Below are 16,727 nucleotides of genomic sequence, written 5' to 3' on the forward strand. Positions count from 1 at the left end.
TCACACCCAAGTTCCACGAATTGAAAGCACCATGACTGACGAACTTGCCGCCGATGCGGCACGCCCTGTCCCACCTTCGCCGCGCCCCCGCCGGGCGGTGCTGCTGTCCCTCTTCGCGGGGTTCGCGGTCTTCGCCTACGTCCTGGACCAGCTGACCAAACTCTGGGTCACGTCCACCATAGTGGAAGGGGAGCGGATCCCGGTCCTGCCCCCATTGCTGCACTGGTACTTCATCCGGAACTCCGGGGCTGCCTTCTCCATCGGCGAGAACGTCACCTGGGTGTTTTCGATCATCATGGCCGGTGTCGCCATCGCCATCCTTTTCCAGGTCCGCCGGCTGGGCTCCGCCTGGTGGGCCCTGGCCCTGGGCCTGCTGCTGGGCGGGGCGCTGGGCAACCTTACCGACCGGCTCTTCCGTGAACCGTCCTTCGGCATGGGACACGTGGTGGACTTCATCCAGCTCCCCAATTTCGCGATCTTCAACATTGCCGACTCCGCCGTCGTGTCGGCCGTCGCCATCATCTGCATCCTGACCATCCGCGGGATCGCCCTGGACGGAACGCGGCTGGGGAGCGCACACAAGGACACGGCCGGCCATGACTGACCACGTGGTTATCCCCGAAGAGTACGGCGGGGCACGCGCTGATGCCGGCTTGGCAGGGATCCTGGGCGTTTCGCGGTCCGTCGCCGCCTCACTGCTTGCTGACGGCCACGTGCTCAACCGGGGCAAGGCCCTGGGCAAGTCGGCAAAACTCGTCACCGGGGACACCCTGGAGGTCACCGTCCCGGAACGGCGGGACCCGCTTGAAGTCGTGGAGGAAGCCGTGGAAGGCCTGAATATCCTGCTCGATGACGACGATTTCGTCGTCGTCGACAAACCCGTGGGCGTGGCAGCCCATCCCTCACCGGGCTGGGTGGGGCCGACTGTGGTGGGCGGCCTTGCCGCCGCCGGGTACCGCATCTCCACCTCGGGTGCCCCGGAGCGGGCCGGAATCGTCCACCGGCTCGACGTCGGCACCTCCGGGGTGATGGTGGTGGCCAAATCCGAGCGCGCCTACACAGCCCTCAAGCGCGCCTTCAAGGAGCGCACTGTGGACAAGGTCTACCACGCCGTGGTGCAGGGCCTGCCTGATCCCTTGACCGGAACCATCGACGCCCCGATCGGCCGCCACCCCGGGCACGACTGGCGTTTCGCCGTCATCGAGGACGGGCGTCCCTCCGTCACCCATTACGAAGTCCTGGAGGCGTTCGGCAAGGCCAGCCTGGTGGAGGTCCACCTCGAAACGGGCCGCACGCACCAGATCCGTGTCCATTTCTCCGCGCTCCGGCACCCCTGCGCCGGTGACCTGACCTACGGCGCCGATCCCCGCCTGGCCGCCACCCTGGGATTGACCCGGCAGTGGCTGCACGCCCGTCAACTCGCCTTCGACCACCCTGTGACGGGGGAGCGGGTTACGGTCAGCAGCGAGTACCCGCAGGACCTGGCCTACGCATTGGAAGTGCTGGAGTCAGGCCAGGCCTGACACGGCCGGCCTGGCCGGACCGTCCGGGGGCAGCGCTTAGAATAGTGCGGTGAGTTCCAGCAATGATTCGTTTGTCCACCTGCACACCCACACCGAATATTCCATGCTGGATGGAGCTGCCCGCCTGGGGGAGCTGTTCGATGAAACCGAGCGCCTGGGAATGCCGGCCCTCGCCACCACCGACCACGGATACCTGTTCGGCGCGTTCGATTTCTGGCGCAAGGCCACGGACAAGGGCATCAAGCCGATCATCGGCGTCGAAGCGTATGTAACGCCCGGGACTGCCCGGACGGACAAGGAACGCGTGCGCTGGGGCGATGAGTCCCAGCGCAAGGACGACGTCTCCGGCGGCGGTTCCTACACGCACATGACGCTCCTGAGCTACAACAACGTGGGCATGCGGAACCTCTTCCGGGCCTCGTCCATCGCCTCCCTCGACTCGGTCTTCGGCAAGTGGCCCAGGCTGGACCGGGAGCTGCTCAACACGTATTCAGAGGGACTCATCGCCACCACGGGCTGCCCCTCCGGCGAGGTTCAGACCCGGCTCCGTCTCGGCCAGTACCGCGAAGCACTGGAGGCAGCGGCCGAGTTCCGCGACATCTTCGGCGCTGAGAACTACTTCTGCGAATTGATGGACCACGGGCTGGACATCGAACGGCGGGTCACCGGCGACCTGCTGCGGCTCGCCAAGGACCTGAACCTGCCCCTGGTGGCCACCAACGACCTGCACTACACGCACGAGCACGACGCCAAGGCGCACGAGGCCCTGCTGGCCATCCAGTCCGGCTCCACTTTGCTGGAACCCACCTATGATAACGGCGGCTCGAGGTTCGCGTTCTCCGGCAGCGGCTACTACCTCAAGTCCCCGCAGGAAATGCGCGAGCTCTTCCGCGACCACCCCGACGCCTGCGACAACACCCTGCTGATCGCCGAACGCTGCGAGGTGTCCTTCAACACGGACGCCAACTTCATGCCCCGGTTCCCCTGCCCGCCCGGCGAGGACGAAACCTCCTGGCTGGTCAAGGAAGTGGACAAAGGCCTGCAGTACCGCTACCCGGGCGGTATCCCGGACGAGGTCCGCAAGCAGGCTGATTACGAGCTCGGCGTCATCACGTCCATGGGGTTCCCCGGCTACTTCCTGGTGGTCGCCGACTTCATCAACTGGGCCAAGAACAACGGCATCCGCGTTGGCCCCGGCCGTGGCTCGGGTGCAGGTTCCATGGTGGCCTACGCCATGCGCATCACCGACCTCGACCCCCTGCGCCACGGCCTGATCTTCGAACGCTTCCTCAACCCGGACCGCGTCTCCATGCCCGACTTCGACGTCGACTTCGATGACCGGCGACGCTCGGAAGTCATCGACTACGTCACCCGCAAATACGGTGACGAACGCGTGGCGATGATCGTCACCTACGGCACCATCAAGACCAAGCAGGCCCTCAAGGACTCCTCTCGCGTCCTGGGCTACCCGTTCAGCATGGGCGAGACGCTGACCAAGGCGCTGCCTCCCGCAGTCATGGCCAAGGACATCCCCCTCGCGGACATCCAGAACCCGGACGCCAAGCGCTACAGCGAGGCCGGCGACTTCCGGCAGCTGATCGCCACCGACCCCGAGGCTGCCAAGGTCTTCGAGACGGCCCTCGGCATCGAGGGCCTGAAGCGGCAGTGGGGCGTGCACGCCGCCGGCGTGATCATGTCCTCGGACCCCATCATCGATGTCATCCCCATCATGCGCCGCTTCCAGGACGGCCAGGTGATCACCCAGTTCGATTACCCCACGTCCGAGGGCCTGGGCCTGATCAAGATGGACTTCCTGGGCCTGCGGAACCTGACGATCATTTCCGACGCCCTCGAGAACATCAAGATGAACCGCGGCATCGACCTGGACCTGGAAAACCTGGAGCTCGACGACGCCCCGTCCTACGAGCTCCTGGCCCGCGGCGACACCCTGGGCGTGTTCCAGCTCGACGGCGGACCCATGCGGTCCCTGCTCAAGCTCATGAAGCCTGACAACTTCGAAGACATCTCCGCCGTGCTGGCGCTCTACCGGCCGGGCCCCATGGGCGCCAACGCGCACACCGACTATGCGCTGCGCAAGAACGGGATCCAGGAAGTCATTCCCATCCACCCGGAGCTGGAGGAACCGCTCAAGGAGATCCTGGGCGGAACGTACGGCCTGATCGTGTACCAGGAGCAGGTGATGGCCGTAGCCCAGAAGCTGGCCGGCTACTCGCTGGGCCAGGCAGATATCCTCCGGCGCGCCATGGGCAAGAAGAAGAAGTCGGAGCTGGACAAGCAGTTTGCCGGCTTCTCGCAGGGCATGCAGGACAACGGCTACTCCATGGAAGCGGTCAAGACCCTCTGGGACATCCTCCTGCCCTTCTCCGACTACGCCTTCAACAAGGCACACTCGGCAGCGTATGGAGTCATCTCCTACTGGACCGCGTATTTGAAGGCGCACTATGCACCCGAGTACATGGCAGCGCTGCTGACGTCGGTCGGTGACGACAAGGACAAGTCCGCCATCTACCTGAACGAGTGCCGCCGCATGGGCATCACGGTGCTTCCACCGGATGTCAACGAGTCCGCCCTGAACTTCACCCCTGTGGGCAATGACATCCGCTTCGGCATGGGCGCCATCCGCAACGTCGGTGCCAATGCCGTCGAGGCCATGGTCACGGCACGCGAGAGCGAAGGCGCCTACACGTCCTTCAAGGACTACCTGATGAAGGTGCCGGCGGTGGTCTGCAACAAGAGGACCATCGAATCCCTGATCAAGTCCGGGGCGTTCGACTCCCTGGGCCACCACCGGCGCGCGCTGGCCATGATCCACGAAGAGGCCATCGACTCCGTCATCACCTTGAAACGGAACGAGGCGATCGGCCAGTTCGACCTCTTTGCCGGCTTCGAGGAGGCCGAGTCGGAGGCGTCCCTCAGTATCGAGATTCCGGACCTGCCCGAGTGGGAGAAGAAGGACAAGCTCTCCTTCGAACGCGACATGCTGGGCCTGTACGTCTCCGACCACCCGCTGCAGGGACTCGAAGGCCTCCTGGCCCAGCACGCCGAAATGAGCATCACCACGATCCTGGGCGAGGACGGCCCGCAGGACGGGGCCATCATCACCATCGCGGGCATGATCACCTCCCTGAGCCGCCGCATCGCGAAAGCCAGCGGCAACGCCTACGCCCGTGCGGAAATTGAGGACCTGGGCGGGTCGATTGAAGTCATGTTCTTCGGCCAGGTCTACGGGCCCATCGCCTCCGTGCTTGCCGAGGACCTGATCGTGGTGGTCAAGGGCAGGCTCCAGAAGCGCGACGACGGCGCCATCACCCTGAACTGCATGGAGCTTTCCGTTCCGGACCTCAGCGAAGGGCTGCACGGGCCCCTGGTGATCACCATGCCCACGCACAAGGCCACCGAGGCCGTGGTCACGGAGCTTGGGGACGTGCTGCGCACCCATCGGGGCAACTCGGAGGTCCGGCTGCACCTGCAAGGTGACACCCGGACCGAGATCATGGGCCTCCCCGTCCACCTTCGGGTGAACCCCAGCCCGTCGCTGTTCGGTGACCTCAAGGTCCTGCTGGGCCCGGCCTGCCTGGACGCCTGACAAACAGGCGGCCGACGCCGGGAATCACCTCCCGTCGTCGGCCGCCCCTTTGTGCCGTTCCACCGAAGCTGTCAGATCTCGTAGTCCAGCGGCACCGGCTGCCCATAGGCGCCCCCGTGGTACAGCAGCGGCGATCCTTCGCCGCCCACCTGGCCGTCCACCACCTGGACCACCACGACGGCGTTGTTCTCGAAGGAAAGGCGCATCTGGATCTCGCCGATCAGCCACCCGGCGACATCCTTGAGGATGGGCACCCCGTGCGGACCAATTTCCCAGTGGTTGCCTTCAAAGCGGTTCCCGGGGCGGGCGAAGCGGGCAGCAAGTTCCTGGTTGTCCAGGCCCAGCATGTGCACTCCCAAGTACTGCGTGTTGGCCACGGCGGGCCAGGACCTGGAACTGCGCGCCATGTTGAAGGTGAAGCGCGGCGGCTTTGCCGACAGGGAAGCCACCGACGTGGCGGTAAAGCCATAGGGCTCGTCCTGGTAATTCACGGTGATGATGGCGACGCCCGCGGCATGGCGGCGGAACATCTCCCTGAACGTCTGCTCGAACGGCTCGCTGTTGTCGGTCACCGGAACTCCTGGACTAGGTGGCGTAACTCTTTCCCCAAGCGTATTGGCCCGCGGTCATGGCCGGAAAACAGGCGGCGGGAGGACCGGCTCGAATGACCGTGCAGGAACCTTTGTTAAGGTGTGTTGCATGACGAACTTCGCCCGCCCCGCCAGGCGGCGGCTGCCCTGGTCCCTGCTGCTGGTCCCGGCGGCGGCTGGCATTCCGGCGGGACTCCTATGGTGGATCCTGGCGCCGGGCGGGTTGAACCTGATTACCCGGGACCCCGCCCTGGCAGCCGGAACGGCGCCCCTGGTGTGGCTTCCCCGCGACCTCACCCTCGCAGGCATCCTGGTTGTGGCCGGCTGCCTGCTGGCCGTGTTCCTGGCCGACGGCAAGCGTTCCGACCCGCAGGTGGCCCTGCTGGCCGGGCTGGCCGGGGCGCTGGCGGGCAGCGCCGTGGCCTGGGGGACAGGGGTCCTGGCCGGACGGCTGTGGGGCCCTGCCGTGGACACCGGAGCGAATGCCAGCATCGCCTTCTCCCTGCGGGCATGGCCGGTCCTCCTGCTCTGGCCCGCCGCGACCGCCGTGTCGGTCTTCATCCTTGAACTGGTTACAGCGGCCGGCAGGCAGCCCGACGAAGCCGGGATGGAAACGGCGGGGGCGAACAGCCCCGTAAAATAGAGCGGTGACCACATCCCCGGATTTCCCCGCCCCCGTGACAGCCGCCGTCGACTTCCGCACCATTGACCTTCGGGGCCGCAACCTGACCCTGCCGGCTCTTCGGGCCGCGGTGCCGCGTGCCAAGGGCCAGACCGTGGCGGACGCCGAGGAGAAGGTCCTGCAGATCATTTCCGCCGTCCGGCAGGGCGGCTTCGCGGCGCTGGCAGAACTTGCTGAACGGTTCGACGGCGTGGAGCAGCAGCACCCGCTGGTTCCCGGGGAGGCAATCGCCGCAGCACTGGACCAGCTTGACCCGGCCGTGCGGGCCGCACTCGAGGAATCCATCAGCCGCGCGCGGAAGTTCGCGGACGGGCAGCGTCCCCGCAATGTCGACATCGAGCTCGGCGACGGCGCCGTGGTGAGCCAGACCTGGGTGCCTGTGGCCCGCGTGGGACTGTACGTTCCCGGCGGCCTCGCCGTGTACCCGTCGTCGGTGATCATGAACGTCGTGCCCGCCCTGGCGGCCGGCGTGGAATCCATTGCCTTGGCCTCGCCCCCGCAAAAGGAATTCGGCGGCCTGCCGCACCCCACCATCCTGGCGGCGGCAGCGCTGCTGGGCATCACCGAGGTTTACGCCATTGGCGGAGCCCAGGCCATCGCCGCGTTCGCCTATGGCATCGAAGCCGCTGAGGCTGGTCCGGCACTGGAACCGGTGGATGTGGTGACAGGTCCCGGCAATATTTTCGTCGCCACGGCCAAGCGCCTGGTCAAGGGCGTGGTGGGCATCGACTCCGAGGCGGGAACCACGGAGATTGCGATCCTCGCCGACGATTCCGCCCAGCCCGCCCTGGTGGCCGCCGATCTTCTCAGCCAGGCCGAGCACGATCCCAAGGCCGCGTCAGTGCTCATCACCGACTCCGAAGACCTGGCCGCCGCCGTGCGTGCTGAACTGGCGCTGCAGGCCGCCGCTACCAAGCACTCGGCCAGGGTGCAGGAGGCGCTGTCCGGCCCGCAGTCGGGCGTGGTGCTGGTTGACGGCCTGGAACAAGGGATCGCTGCCTGTGACGCCTATGCCGCGGAACACCTGGAAATCATGACCCGGAACGCCCCCGCCGTGGCCGCCCGCATCCGCAATGCCGGCGCCATCTTCGTGGGAGATTACAGTCCGGTCAGCCTTGGCGACTACTGCGCCGGCTCCAACCATGTGCTGCCCACCAGCGGGACGGCCGCTTTTTCCTCCGGCCTGAACGTGACCACCTTCCTGCGGGCCATCCAGGTCATCAACTACAGCCGGGACGCCCTGGCTGAGGTCAGCGGGCACATCGTAAGCCTGTCCCGGGCCGAGGACCTTCCGGCCCACGGGGACGCCGTCACGGCACGGTTCCCGGGCGACCAGTGACCACTACATGTAGTAATTACAGGATTGTTATTACCCCACATCTGCCCGTAAACTGGGTCATGCCACGGCACCGCCCCCCGGCGGTGCTGCTGGCTTCCACACCGTTGCACACCACGAGCGAAAAGGGGGAACGCCATGTACTGCCCGTTCTGCCGAAACCCTGATTCCCGCGTGGTGGACAGCCGGATGACGGACGACGGCTCGGCCATCCGCAGGCGCCGTCAGTGCCCCGAATGCGGCCGCCGCTTCACCACGGTGGAAACCACCAGCCTGTCCGTCATCAAGCGCTCCGGCGTCGGTGAACCGTTCAGCCGCAGCAAGGTGATCAACGGTGTGCGCAAGGCCTGCCAGGGCCGGCCCGTGAGCGAGGACGACCTCGCCATGCTGGCCCAGGAAGTCGAAGAGCAGATCCGTGCATCCGGGGCCGCTGAAATCGAAGCCCATGAAGTGGGACTGGTCATCCTTGGACCGCTGCAGAAACTCGATGAGGTGGCCTACCTCCGCTTTGCCAGCGTGTACCAGGCCTTTGATTCCCTCGAGGACTTCGAGACTGCCATTGCACTGCTCCGCCACGAGGCCGGCGAAGGCGCCAAGGGCGCAGCCGGTGCCGCAAAGAGCTCCGAGAAGAGCCCCCTCTAAAACTCCGGTGGCGGCAGCGGAGGGGAAGCCGCAGCCGCCACCGGCACCACTCCTACTTTGCCAGCTTGTGCTGGAGTGCGATCTCCAGGGCTGCGCCCACAATGCCTGCCTCGTTCCGCAGGACAGCCGGGACAATCGGGGTGCGGAGCTTGAGGTTGGGAAGGTACTCGTCGGCGCGCTTGGAAATGCCGCCGCCCACGATGAACAGTTCCGGTGAGAACAGGAACTCCACATGCGAGAAGTAGCGCTGCAGGAGCACGCTGTACTCGTCCCATGACAGGCCGTCCCGTTCGCGGGCAACGGCGGACGCCTTCGATTCGGCGTCGTGGCCGTCAATTTCAAGGTGGCCCAGCTCTGCGTTGGGCACGAGCTTTCCATCGAAGATGAAGGCTGAACCGATGCCGGTACCGAGCGTGATCACCAGGACCGTGCCGGAGACTCCGGCGCCGGCACCGTACCGCGCCTCCGCCAGCCCTGCGGCGTCGGCGTCGTTGATGACTTCCACCGGACGGCCAAGCCGGGCGGTGAGGAGGGCGTCGATGTCCGTGTCCAGCCAGCTCTTGTCCACGTTGGCGGCGGAGTGGACCACGCCGTGCTGGATGATTCCCGGGAAGGTCACGCCCACGGGGGAACCGGCCTCCGGAGCTTCCGGGCGGGCCGAGAGTTCGGCCACCACCAGGGCTACGGCCTCGGCGACTGCTTCAGGCGTGGCGGGCTGCGGGGTGGGCACCCGGAAGCGTTCGCCCAGGAGCTTGCCCTTCTTCAGGTCGACAATGCCGCCCTTGATGCCCGTACCACCGATGTCGATACCGATCAGCGGTGCGTTCTTGTGCGACTTCTCGTCCTTCTTGGCCAATGGGATTCCGTTCTTGACAGGGGCGGGCAGGATAGTGGGCTGCTGGGGTGCGGCCCGTGGCAGGCGGCCGGGTGGCACCTGCAACATGCCCGGTAGCGGGCATGGGCGGGGCTACGGCAGGGTGAGGATTTCGGCGCCGGTCTCGGTGACCAGCAGGGTGTGCTCGAACTGGGCGGTGCGCTTGCGGTCCCGGGTGACCACGGTCCAGTCATCGCTCCACATGTCCCATTCCACCGTGCCCAGGGTGAGCATCGGCTCGATGGTGAACACCATGCCCGGCTCGATCACGGTGTTGTAGGCGGGGGCGGCGTCGTAGTGGGGGATGATCAGTCCAGTGTGGAAGGCTTCCCCGACGCCGTGGCCGGTGAAGTCGCGGACCACGCCGTAGCCAAAACGTTTGGCGTAGGACTGGATGGTCCTGCCAATCACGTTGATTTCACGCCCGGGCGCCACGGCTTTGATGGCGCGGTTCAGTGACTCCTGGGTTCGCTCCACCAACAACCGCGATTCTTCGTCCACGTCCCCCACCAGGAACGTGTAGTTGGTGTCTCCGTGGACGCCGTTGAGGTATGCGGTGATATCTATGTTCAGGATGTCGCCGTCCTGGACCACGGTGCTGTCCGGAATGCCGTGGCAGATGACCTCGTTCAGGGAGGAGCACAGGGACTTGGGGAATCCACGGTACCCGAGCGTGGAAGGGTAGGCGTTGTGGTCCAGCAGGAATTCGTGGCCCACCTTGTCCAGCTCGTCCGTGGTGACGCCGGGGCGGATGTGCTTGCCCACCTCCACGATGGCCTGCGCCGCGATCTTCCCGGCAATCCGGATTTTCTCGATGGTCTCCGCGCTCTTGACCTCGGAGCCGGTGAATTTGGCGGGGGCCGGCTTGCCGACGTACTCCGGACGGGGGATGGACGCCGGGACGGGACGCTGCGGACTCAAAGTACCCGGGGTGAGGGTGCCAATGGGTGCAGTGGAGGCAAGGGAAGGCATAGATTGATCATATAAGGGACCACAGAACGCCTAACAACCGACAAGCTGGGAGGGCGCGCGTAAGTGTCTGTGTTACGTGGATCACCCCGGTTTCCTGTCCTGAACGAGGAGCAACGATGACTGAGTACTGGTTCAACATCAACACCCACGAAGTGGAAGAAGACCGGCTCTCGGACTGGAGCCAGCTCATTGGGCCCTACAAGACCCGCGAAGAAGCGGAGCACGCCATCGAGAAGGTCAAGGCGCGCAACGACGCCTGGGAAAAGGGCGACGACGACTGACCGGCCGCTTCCTGCCTAGAAGGAGTGCTCCGGGCCGGGGAACGTACCGGAGCGGACATCGTCCCCGTAGGCGGTGGCGGCGTCGTGCAGGGTGCTGCGCAGGTCCGCGTACTGCTTGACGAATTTGGCCATCCGGCCGCCGCGAAGCCCCGCCATGTCCTGCCACACAAGGACCTGGCCCGTGGTGGCCTTCCCCGCACCGATACCCACGGTGGGGACGGTCAGCGCCGCGTCGACCGCCGCGGCCGTCTCCGCGGGAACCATTTCCATCAGCACGCAGAACGCTCCGGCCTCTTCAAGTGCGCGTGCGTCCTCGATCAGCCGTTGGGCGTCATCGCCGCGGCCCTGGACGCGGTAGCCGCCGAGGACGTGCTCGCTCTGCGGCGTGAAGCCGATATGGGCCATCACCGGGATGCCGGCCTGCACCATGGCGCGGACCGTGGGGGCGTAGTATTTTCCGCCCTCGATCTTCACCGCGTGGGCCAGCCCTTCCTTCAGGAACCTGACGCCGGCGGCGACAGCCTGTTCCGCGCTGACCTCGTAGCTGCCGAACGGCAGGTCTGCCACCACCAGGGCGCGCTTTGCGGACCTCGCCACCGCCCGGCAGAGGGGGAGCAGCTCGTCTACGGTCACCGGCAGGCTGGTTTCATTGCCAAAGACGTTGTTGGACGCCGAGTCACCGACCAGGAGCACTTCAATGCCCGCAGCGTCAAAGATCCCGGCTGTGTACTGTTCGTACGCCGTAAGCATGGCGAACCTGGTGCCGTCCCGCTTGGCCTGCTGAAGGTGGTGGATACGGACCTTGGCGGGCTTCCGTTCGGCAGGAACCGGCACGCCGGGGCCGTTGCCGTACGGGGCGGGTACTTCTGCGGACGCGCTGGAGCCGGAGCTGTTGGAAGCCATGGGATGAGCGTAGTGCGGTACCGGCCGTCCTAGCTACCGCGGGCATCCCCGCCAAAAGGTGATAAGCGCCATAGCTGCGTCCCTGATCGGGCCCGCATACCGCCGCCGGCGCCGGTACGGAGGCCCGATTGGGGAACCGCCAGGTTAATGGTGTGTTACGCACGGCGCAGGCTCAAGCATCGGCGCCGAATGATTAGTACAGTGATGGTGAACTGCTGCCGGCATTCCCCTTTGCGCGGACCCGGAGCATGGACGTTGACCGGAGAAGAGGCCATCATGGACCGCCAGCAAGAGTTTGTCCTGCGCACAATTGAAGAGCGCGACGTACGTTTCGTGCGCCTGTGGTTCACCGACGTCGTGGGTTCGCTGAAGTCCGTGGCGCTGGCACCGGCGGAAGTGGAAGGTGCGTTCGAGGAAGGCCTCGGATTCGACGGCTCCTCCATTGAGGGACTGGCCCGTGTTTTCGAGTCTGACATGCTGGCCCAGCCGGACCCCGCCACCTTCCAGATCCTGCCATGGCGCGGCGAGACCGAGCAAACCTCCAGGATGTTCTGCGACATCCTTACCCCTGACGGCGAGCCCTCCGCGGCCGATCCGCGCAACGTGCTCAAGCGCACCCTGGCCAAGGCTGCGGACATGGGCTTCACCTGCTACACGCACCCCGAAATCGAGTTCTACCTGCTCAAGTCGCACGAACCGGGTCCGAACGGCGCTCCGGTACCCGTTGATGAGGGCGGCTACTTCGACCACGTGCCGGGCGGCGTGGCCCAGGACTTCCGCCGCACCGCGGTGACCATGCTGGAATCCGTGGGCATCTCGGTTGAATTCAGCCACCACGAGGCCGGCCCGGGCCAGAACGAGATCGACCTTCGCTACGCGGACGCCCTGCAGACGGCCGACAACATCATGACGTTCCGCACCGTCATCAAGGAAGTGGCGCTGCAGCAGGGCACGTATGCCACCTTCATGCCCAAGCCGTTCACCGACCACCCCGGGTCCGGCATGCACACGCACTTCTCGCTCTTCGAAGGCGACAGCAACGCGTTCTTCGAGGCAGGAGCGGAGTTCCAGCTGTCCAAGACGGCCCGCCAGTTCATCGCCGGCATCCTCAAGCACGCCCCGGAGTTCACCGCGGTCACCAACCAGTTCGTCAACTCCTACAAGCGCCTGTGGGGCGGCGGCGAGGCCCCCAGCTACCTCAGCTGGGGCCACAACAACCGCTCCGCCCTGGTCCGCGTGCCGCTGTACAAGCCCGGCAAGGGCCAGTCCGCCCGGATCGAGTACCGGGGCATCGACTCCGCCGCCAACCCGTACCTCGCCTACGCTGTCCTGCTCGGCGCGGGCCTGAAGGGCATCGAGGAAGGCTATGACCTCCCCGCCGCAGCCGAGGACGACGTCTGGTCGCTGAGCTCGGCCGAACGCCGCGCCATGGGCCATGATCCGCTCCCGGCCAGCCTGCACGACGCCATCCGCTCCATGGAGGACTCCGAGCTGATGCCGCAGATCCTTGGCGAACAGGTCTACGAGCACTTCCTGCGCAACAAGCGGGCCGAGTGGCAGGACTACCGGCTGCAGGTGACGCCCTACGAGCTGCAGCGCAACCTCGGCATCCTCTAGGTGCCCGGCGTGAGCCTGGCACGCCGCCTCATTGCGGCCGGATTCAGCGACCTGGAAAAGGGCGAACGGTTCCTTGCCGCGCGCGAACTCGAAGGCCTGGACCAGGACAGGCTCTTCGCCGGACTGCAGCTTGCCGCCAGCCCCGACACCGCCCTGCAGTCCCTGGTCCGGCTGATTGAAAAGCACCCGCAACTCCGGAACCTGGCAGCTGCCGACCTGGAGGAAAGCGAGCCCATGTACCGGGTCCTGGGCGCCTCCGAGGCCCTGGGGGAGTTCCTCATCAGGCACCCGGAGCACCTGGACGCGTTCGAGGTCCGGGCCAGCCCCGAGCCGCTGCCAGCCGATCCCGGACGGCTGCGCGCCACCCTCCTGCAGTCCGTGGGCGCCGACCCGCGTGCCGCCCGGCCCGTTGCTGCCGCCACGGGCACGGACGCCTACGCCGCCCTGCGCACCGCCTACCGGCGCGGGCTGGTGGACCTCGCCGTGAAAGACCTCTGCGCCGCGGACCCGCTGGACTTCCTGCCATCGGTGGGCGGCGAACTGGCGGACCTGGCCGCTGCCGCCATCGAGGCCGCGCTGGCGGTCTCCCGCGCCGAAGCCGCGGAGCAGCACAGCGCAGCCGACATCGCCGACGTCGGCCTCGCCGTCATTGGCATGGGCAAATGCGGAGCCCGGGAGCTGAACTACATCTCCGACGTCGACGTCATCTACGTGGTGGACGCCGGAAGCCTGGAGGACGCGCAGGCCAACACCATCGGCACGGCCCTGGCCAGCGGCATCTCGCGGGCCATATCGTCCGTGGCGCGGGAACCGGGTCTGTGGGAGGTTGACGCCAACCTGCGGCCGGAGGGCAAGTCGGGGCCGCTGGTGCGCACCCTCGCCTCGCACGAGACGTACTACGCCAGGTGGGCCGAGAGCTGGGAATTCCAGGCGCTGCTCAAGGCCCGTGCCATCGCCGGCGATGCCGCACTTGGCCGGGCCTACGAAGAAGCCGTGGCCCCGCTGATCTGGAGTTCGGCCGGGCGGGACGGCTTCGTGGAATCCGTGCAGGCGATGCGCCGCCGGGTCACCGAGAACATTCCGGCCGCCGAGGAGCAGCGCCAGATCAAGCTGGGCCGCGGCGGGCTGCGCGACGTCGAGTTCACCGTCCAGCTGCTCCAACTGGTGCACGGCAAGGCAGATGAGACATTACGACGGCGGGACACCACCTCGGCGATCGCCGCACTGTCAGCGGGCGGTTACATTGGCCGCTCCGACGCCGCCGCCTTTGACAACGCCTACCGGTACCTGCGCCTCCTGGAACACAGGATCCAGCTGTTCCAGCTCCGCCGCACCCACCTCATGCCGGTTGCGGAGCCGGCGCTGCGCTCCCTGGCCAAGGCGGTGCTGGGGCCGTTTTCCAACGAACGGCCCAGCCCGGACACCCTGCTGTCCGCTTGGCAGCGCACCAAGCGCTCGGTCCGCGAACTGCACGAGCGCATCTTCTACCGGCCGCTGCTCAACACGGCGGCCAAGCTCAGCAGCGAGGACGCCAGGCTCACCCCCGAGGCGGCGCAGGGACGGCTTGCGGCGCTGGGCTACCAGGACCCGCGGGGCGCGATGCGGCACATTGAGGCGCTCACGGCAGGGGTGAGCCGCAGGGCAGCCCTGCAACGCCAGCTCCTGCCGATCCTGCTCGATTGGCTCGCCGAGGGGGTGGACCCGGACGCCGGCCTGCTTGCCTTCCGCCGCGTCAGCGAGGCGCTGGGCACCACGCACTGGTACCTTGGGCTGCTCCGGGACTCCAACGCCGCTGCCGAACGGCTGTGCCACATGCTGTCCAATTCCCGGTTGATCGCCGACCTGCTGGAGGTTTCGCCGGAGTCCGTGGCGTGGCTGGGCCAGGACAAGGACCTGGTTCCGGTGGGCTTCGAAGCCCAGTGGCAGGAAATCACCGCCAAGATGTCGCGGCACGAGGACCCCGAGAGCGCCATGCGCCTGATCCGGCTGATCCGGCGCCGGGAAATCCTCCGCATCGCGATCGCCGATTCCGCCGGCCTCCTGGACCAGGACCACGTGGGCAGGGCCCTTGCCGACACCGACCGCGCCGCAGTCCTGGGCGCCTTGCGGGTGGCCGAAGGGATTGTCTCCGCCGGCGGACCGCTCAAGACCACCGTGCTGGTGGTGGCCATGGGCCGCCAGGGCGGCAGGGAGATCGGCTACGGGTCCGACGCGGATGTCATGTACGTCCACCGTGCCCTGCCGGGTTTCTCCGAAGCGGAGGCGCAGGAACAGGCCGCCCGCATCGTGGCGAAGGTGTCCAGCCTGCTCACCCAGCCACTGAAGCCGGCCATCATGGCAGAACGCGTCCTGCAGATGGACGCCGACCTTCGTCCCGAGGGCAAGAACGGGGCCATGGTGCGTTCCCTGGACTCCTTCGCCGAGTACTACCGCCGCTGGTCCCTCATCTGGGAGGCGCAGGCCCTTTTGCGGGCGAGGCCCATGGCCGGCGACGATGCCCTGGCCGCTGATTTCCTCAAGCTGATCGATCCCATCCGGTACCCGGAAGCCATAGCGGAACAGGACGTACGCGAGATCCGGCGCATCAAGGCCCGGGTGGAATCGGAGCGGCTGCCGCGCGGCGCCGACCCTGCCCGGCACCTCAAACTGGGCCGCGGCGGCCTGAGCGACGTCGAGTGGCTGGTGCAGTTGCTGCAGCTCCAGCAGGCCGGGAAACACCCGGAACTCCGGACCACGTCCACGCTCGAGGCCCTTGGAGCCGCAGCGGATCTTGGCCTGCTGGACGCTGCAGACGCCGGCCTGCTTGCAGAGGCGTGGCGGCTGGCCAGCCGCATCCGGTCGGCCAACGTCATCTGGAGCGGCAAGGCCTCCGACCTCCTGCCGTCCTCGCGCCGCGACCTCGAGGCCGTGGCGCGCTGGTGCGGCTACGAGCCGGGCCATGCCGCTGCGCTGGAGGAGGACTACCTGCGGGTGAGCCGGCGGGCCCGGGCCGTCTTTGAGCGTGTCTTCTATGGGCACTGACTGGGTGTGGCTCATTCCGCTCCGTGACCTGGACGCCGACGCCCGGGCCATCCAGCTCGGCGCGATCGCGGACATGTCGCTGCTGCCCGGCCAGGAACGGTTCGTGGGCGACCCCCTGCGCATGGTCCTGGCAGGGCTCGCGGAAGTGTCACGGCACCCCTACGTCGTAGAGTCCGGCGGAAACGCAGCCGGTGTCCTGACCCTCCAGGCGGAGGCGGCAGGCCTTGCAGGGTGGCCCGACGACAGCTCAGCCTGGCTGCTGCGGGGCTTCCTCATCGACAGCCGGCACCAGGGGAAGGGGCTGGGCACCCTGGCGGCTACCGCCGCTGTGGAGGCCGCACGCAAGCTCACCGCCCGGCACCAAAGCTGCGAGTCCGGCGTCGTACTTTCCGTCAATGAGGAGAACCCTGCGGGCTTCTCCGCGTACAGCCGCGCCGGTTTCGTCGACACAGGGCGGTACCTCGGCGGTTCGGCGGGGCCGCAACGGACCATGTTCCACAGTTTCGGCTGCGTGGCGCGGCCGTAACGCGCCGGACCGGCACCTGTTGCCTCATTGCAATACCTCCGGGAGGACTAATACGTTGCCTCAAATGAGAACCTCAGTTTTCGCGTGATCGATGCCTCAGTGAAGAAGCTCCGGAGGTCTAGGGGTTCCAGGCCCGGTTAACGGGTCTGATCG

General features: G+C 66.8%; 14 protein-coding genes. 10 read left to right on the forward strand and 4 right to left on the reverse strand.

What is annotated here, in order from left to right; all coding sequences use genetic code 11:
- Positions 1-31 precede the first annotated feature (31 nt).
- Genes lspA through dnaE form a run of 3 tightly spaced genes read left to right on the forward strand, consistent with a single transcriptional unit; the run spans position 32 to position 5,130 of the window.
- Positions 32-604 (forward strand): signal peptidase II, encoded by a 573-nt coding sequence (gene lspA / locus PV772_RS12300; RefSeq protein WP_347886305.1) that lies wholly within the window; start codon positions 32-34, stop codon positions 602-604.
- The gene (locus PV772_RS12305) at positions 597-1,523 is read left to right on the forward strand and encodes an RluA family pseudouridine synthase (protein WP_141160840.1); all 927 of its coding nucleotides are present in this window, start codon (positions 597-599) and stop codon (positions 1,521-1,523) included. Before lspA ends, PV772_RS12305 begins: the two co-directional genes overlap by 8 nt.
- Before the next feature lie 49 nt (positions 1,524-1,572).
- Positions 1,573-5,130: a DNA polymerase III subunit alpha gene (dnaE, locus tag PV772_RS12310; RefSeq protein WP_141181245.1), complete on the forward strand. Its 3,558-nt coding sequence runs from the start codon at positions 1,573-1,575 to the stop codon at positions 5,128-5,130.
- A 71-nt stretch (positions 5,131-5,201) separates the two neighbouring features.
- Here dnaE and PV772_RS12315 read toward each other — a convergent pair whose 3' ends face one another.
- Positions 5,202-5,702 carry a flavin reductase family protein gene (locus PV772_RS12315; RefSeq protein ID WP_141160838.1) on the reverse strand — a complete coding sequence of 167 codons (501 nt, stop codon included), beginning with the start codon at positions 5,700-5,702 and terminating at the stop codon, positions 5,202-5,204.
- A gap of 127 nt (positions 5,703-5,829) precedes the next feature.
- Between PV772_RS12315 and PV772_RS12320 the strand changes: the two genes are divergently transcribed.
- From PV772_RS12320 to nrdR, 3 genes are all read left to right on the forward strand, one after another.
- Complete coding sequence (locus tag PV772_RS12320) at positions 5,830-6,363, forward strand: hypothetical protein (RefSeq protein WP_141160837.1); 534 nt, start codon at positions 5,830-5,832, stop codon at positions 6,361-6,363.
- Between the two features lie 4 nt (positions 6,364-6,367).
- Positions 6,368-7,741: a histidinol dehydrogenase gene (gene hisD, locus PV772_RS12325; RefSeq protein WP_307362000.1), complete on the forward strand. Its 1,374-nt coding sequence runs from the start codon at positions 6,368-6,370 to the stop codon at positions 7,739-7,741.
- A 135-nt stretch (positions 7,742-7,876) separates the two neighbouring features.
- Positions 7,877-8,380, forward strand: a complete 504-nt coding sequence (gene nrdR / locus PV772_RS12330; RefSeq protein ID WP_141160835.1) for a transcriptional regulator NrdR — start codon at positions 7,877-7,879, stop codon at positions 8,378-8,380.
- Between the two features lie 52 nt (positions 8,381-8,432).
- Here the strand turns inward: nrdR and ppgK are convergent, their stop codons facing one another.
- Together ppgK and map are read right to left on the reverse strand one after the other, a co-directional pair.
- Entirely contained in the window at positions 8,433-9,236 is an 804-nt protein-coding gene (gene ppgK, locus PV772_RS12335; RefSeq protein WP_141160834.1) for a polyphosphate--glucose phosphotransferase, read from the reverse strand.
- A 111-nt stretch (positions 9,237-9,347) separates the two neighbouring features.
- The gene (gene map / locus PV772_RS12340) at positions 9,348-10,226 is read right to left on the reverse strand and encodes a type I methionyl aminopeptidase (RefSeq protein ID WP_141181248.1); all 879 of its coding nucleotides are present in this window, start codon (positions 10,224-10,226) and stop codon (positions 9,348-9,350) included.
- A 116-nt stretch (positions 10,227-10,342) separates the two neighbouring features.
- Between map and PV772_RS12345 the strand changes: the two genes are divergently transcribed.
- Positions 10,343-10,507 (forward strand): SPOR domain-containing protein, encoded by a 165-nt coding sequence (locus PV772_RS12345; RefSeq protein ID WP_141181249.1) that lies wholly within the window; start codon positions 10,343-10,345, stop codon positions 10,505-10,507.
- Between the two features lie 15 nt (positions 10,508-10,522).
- Here PV772_RS12345 and panB read toward each other — a convergent pair whose 3' ends face one another.
- Entirely contained in the window at positions 10,523-11,410 is an 888-nt protein-coding gene (gene panB / locus PV772_RS12350; RefSeq protein WP_141160831.1) for a 3-methyl-2-oxobutanoate hydroxymethyltransferase, read from the reverse strand.
- 276 nt (positions 11,411-11,686) lie between these two features.
- Between panB and glnA the strand changes: the two genes are divergently transcribed.
- Genes glnA through PV772_RS12365 form a run of 3 tightly spaced genes read left to right on the forward strand, consistent with a single transcriptional unit; the run spans position 11,687 to position 16,574 of the window.
- Positions 11,687-13,027, forward strand: coding sequence for a type I glutamate--ammonia ligase (gene glnA / locus PV772_RS12355; protein ID WP_141160830.1), 1,341 nt, complete (start codon positions 11,687-11,689; stop codon positions 13,025-13,027).
- Between the two features lie 9 nt (positions 13,028-13,036).
- Positions 13,037-16,048: a bifunctional [glutamine synthetase] adenylyltransferase/[glutamine synthetase]-adenylyl-L-tyrosine phosphorylase gene (locus PV772_RS12360; protein WP_141160829.1), complete on the forward strand. Its 3,012-nt coding sequence runs from the start codon at positions 13,037-13,039 to the stop codon at positions 16,046-16,048.
- Positions 16,038-16,574 carry a GNAT family N-acetyltransferase gene (locus PV772_RS12365; protein WP_347886306.1) on the forward strand — a complete coding sequence of 179 codons (537 nt, stop codon included), beginning with the start codon at positions 16,038-16,040 and terminating at the stop codon, positions 16,572-16,574. The genes PV772_RS12360 and PV772_RS12365 overlap by 11 nt, the downstream gene beginning before the upstream one ends.
- The last annotated feature ends 153 nt before the right edge of the window (positions 16,575-16,727 follow it).

Source organism: Pseudarthrobacter sp. CC12, assembly GCF_039907755.1.
In the GTDB taxonomy this organism is placed as follows: Bacteria; Actinomycetota; Actinomycetes; order Actinomycetales; family Micrococcaceae; genus Arthrobacter; species Arthrobacter niigatensis.

Coding starts and splice junctions, on each gene's coding strand:
- lspA (WP_347886305.1), top strand. CDS start 32: ATGACTGACGAACTTGCCGCCGATGCGGCACGCCCTGTCCCACCTTCG.
- PV772_RS12305 (WP_141160840.1), top strand. CDS start 597: ATGACTGACCACGTGGTTATCCCCGAAGAGTACGGCGGGGCACGCGCT.
- PV772_RS12320 (WP_141160837.1), top strand. CDS start 5,830: ATGACGAACTTCGCCCGCCCCGCCAGGCGGCGGCTGCCCTGGTCCCTG.
- nrdR (WP_141160835.1), top strand. CDS start 7,877: ATGTACTGCCCGTTCTGCCGAAACCCTGATTCCCGCGTGGTGGACAGC.
- map (WP_141181248.1), bottom strand. CDS start 10,226: ATGCCTTCCCTTGCCTCCACTGCACCCATTGGCACCCTCACCCCGGGT.
- PV772_RS12345 (WP_141181249.1), top strand. CDS start 10,343: ATGACTGAGTACTGGTTCAACATCAACACCCACGAAGTGGAAGAAGAC.
- panB (WP_141160831.1), bottom strand. CDS start 11,410: ATGGCTTCCAACAGCTCCGGCTCCAGCGCGTCCGCAGAAGTACCCGCC.
- glnA (WP_141160830.1), top strand. CDS start 11,687: ATGGACCGCCAGCAAGAGTTTGTCCTGCGCACAATTGAAGAGCGCGAC.
- PV772_RS12365 (WP_347886306.1), top strand. CDS start 16,038: ATGGGCACTGACTGGGTGTGGCTCATTCCGCTCCGTGACCTGGACGCC.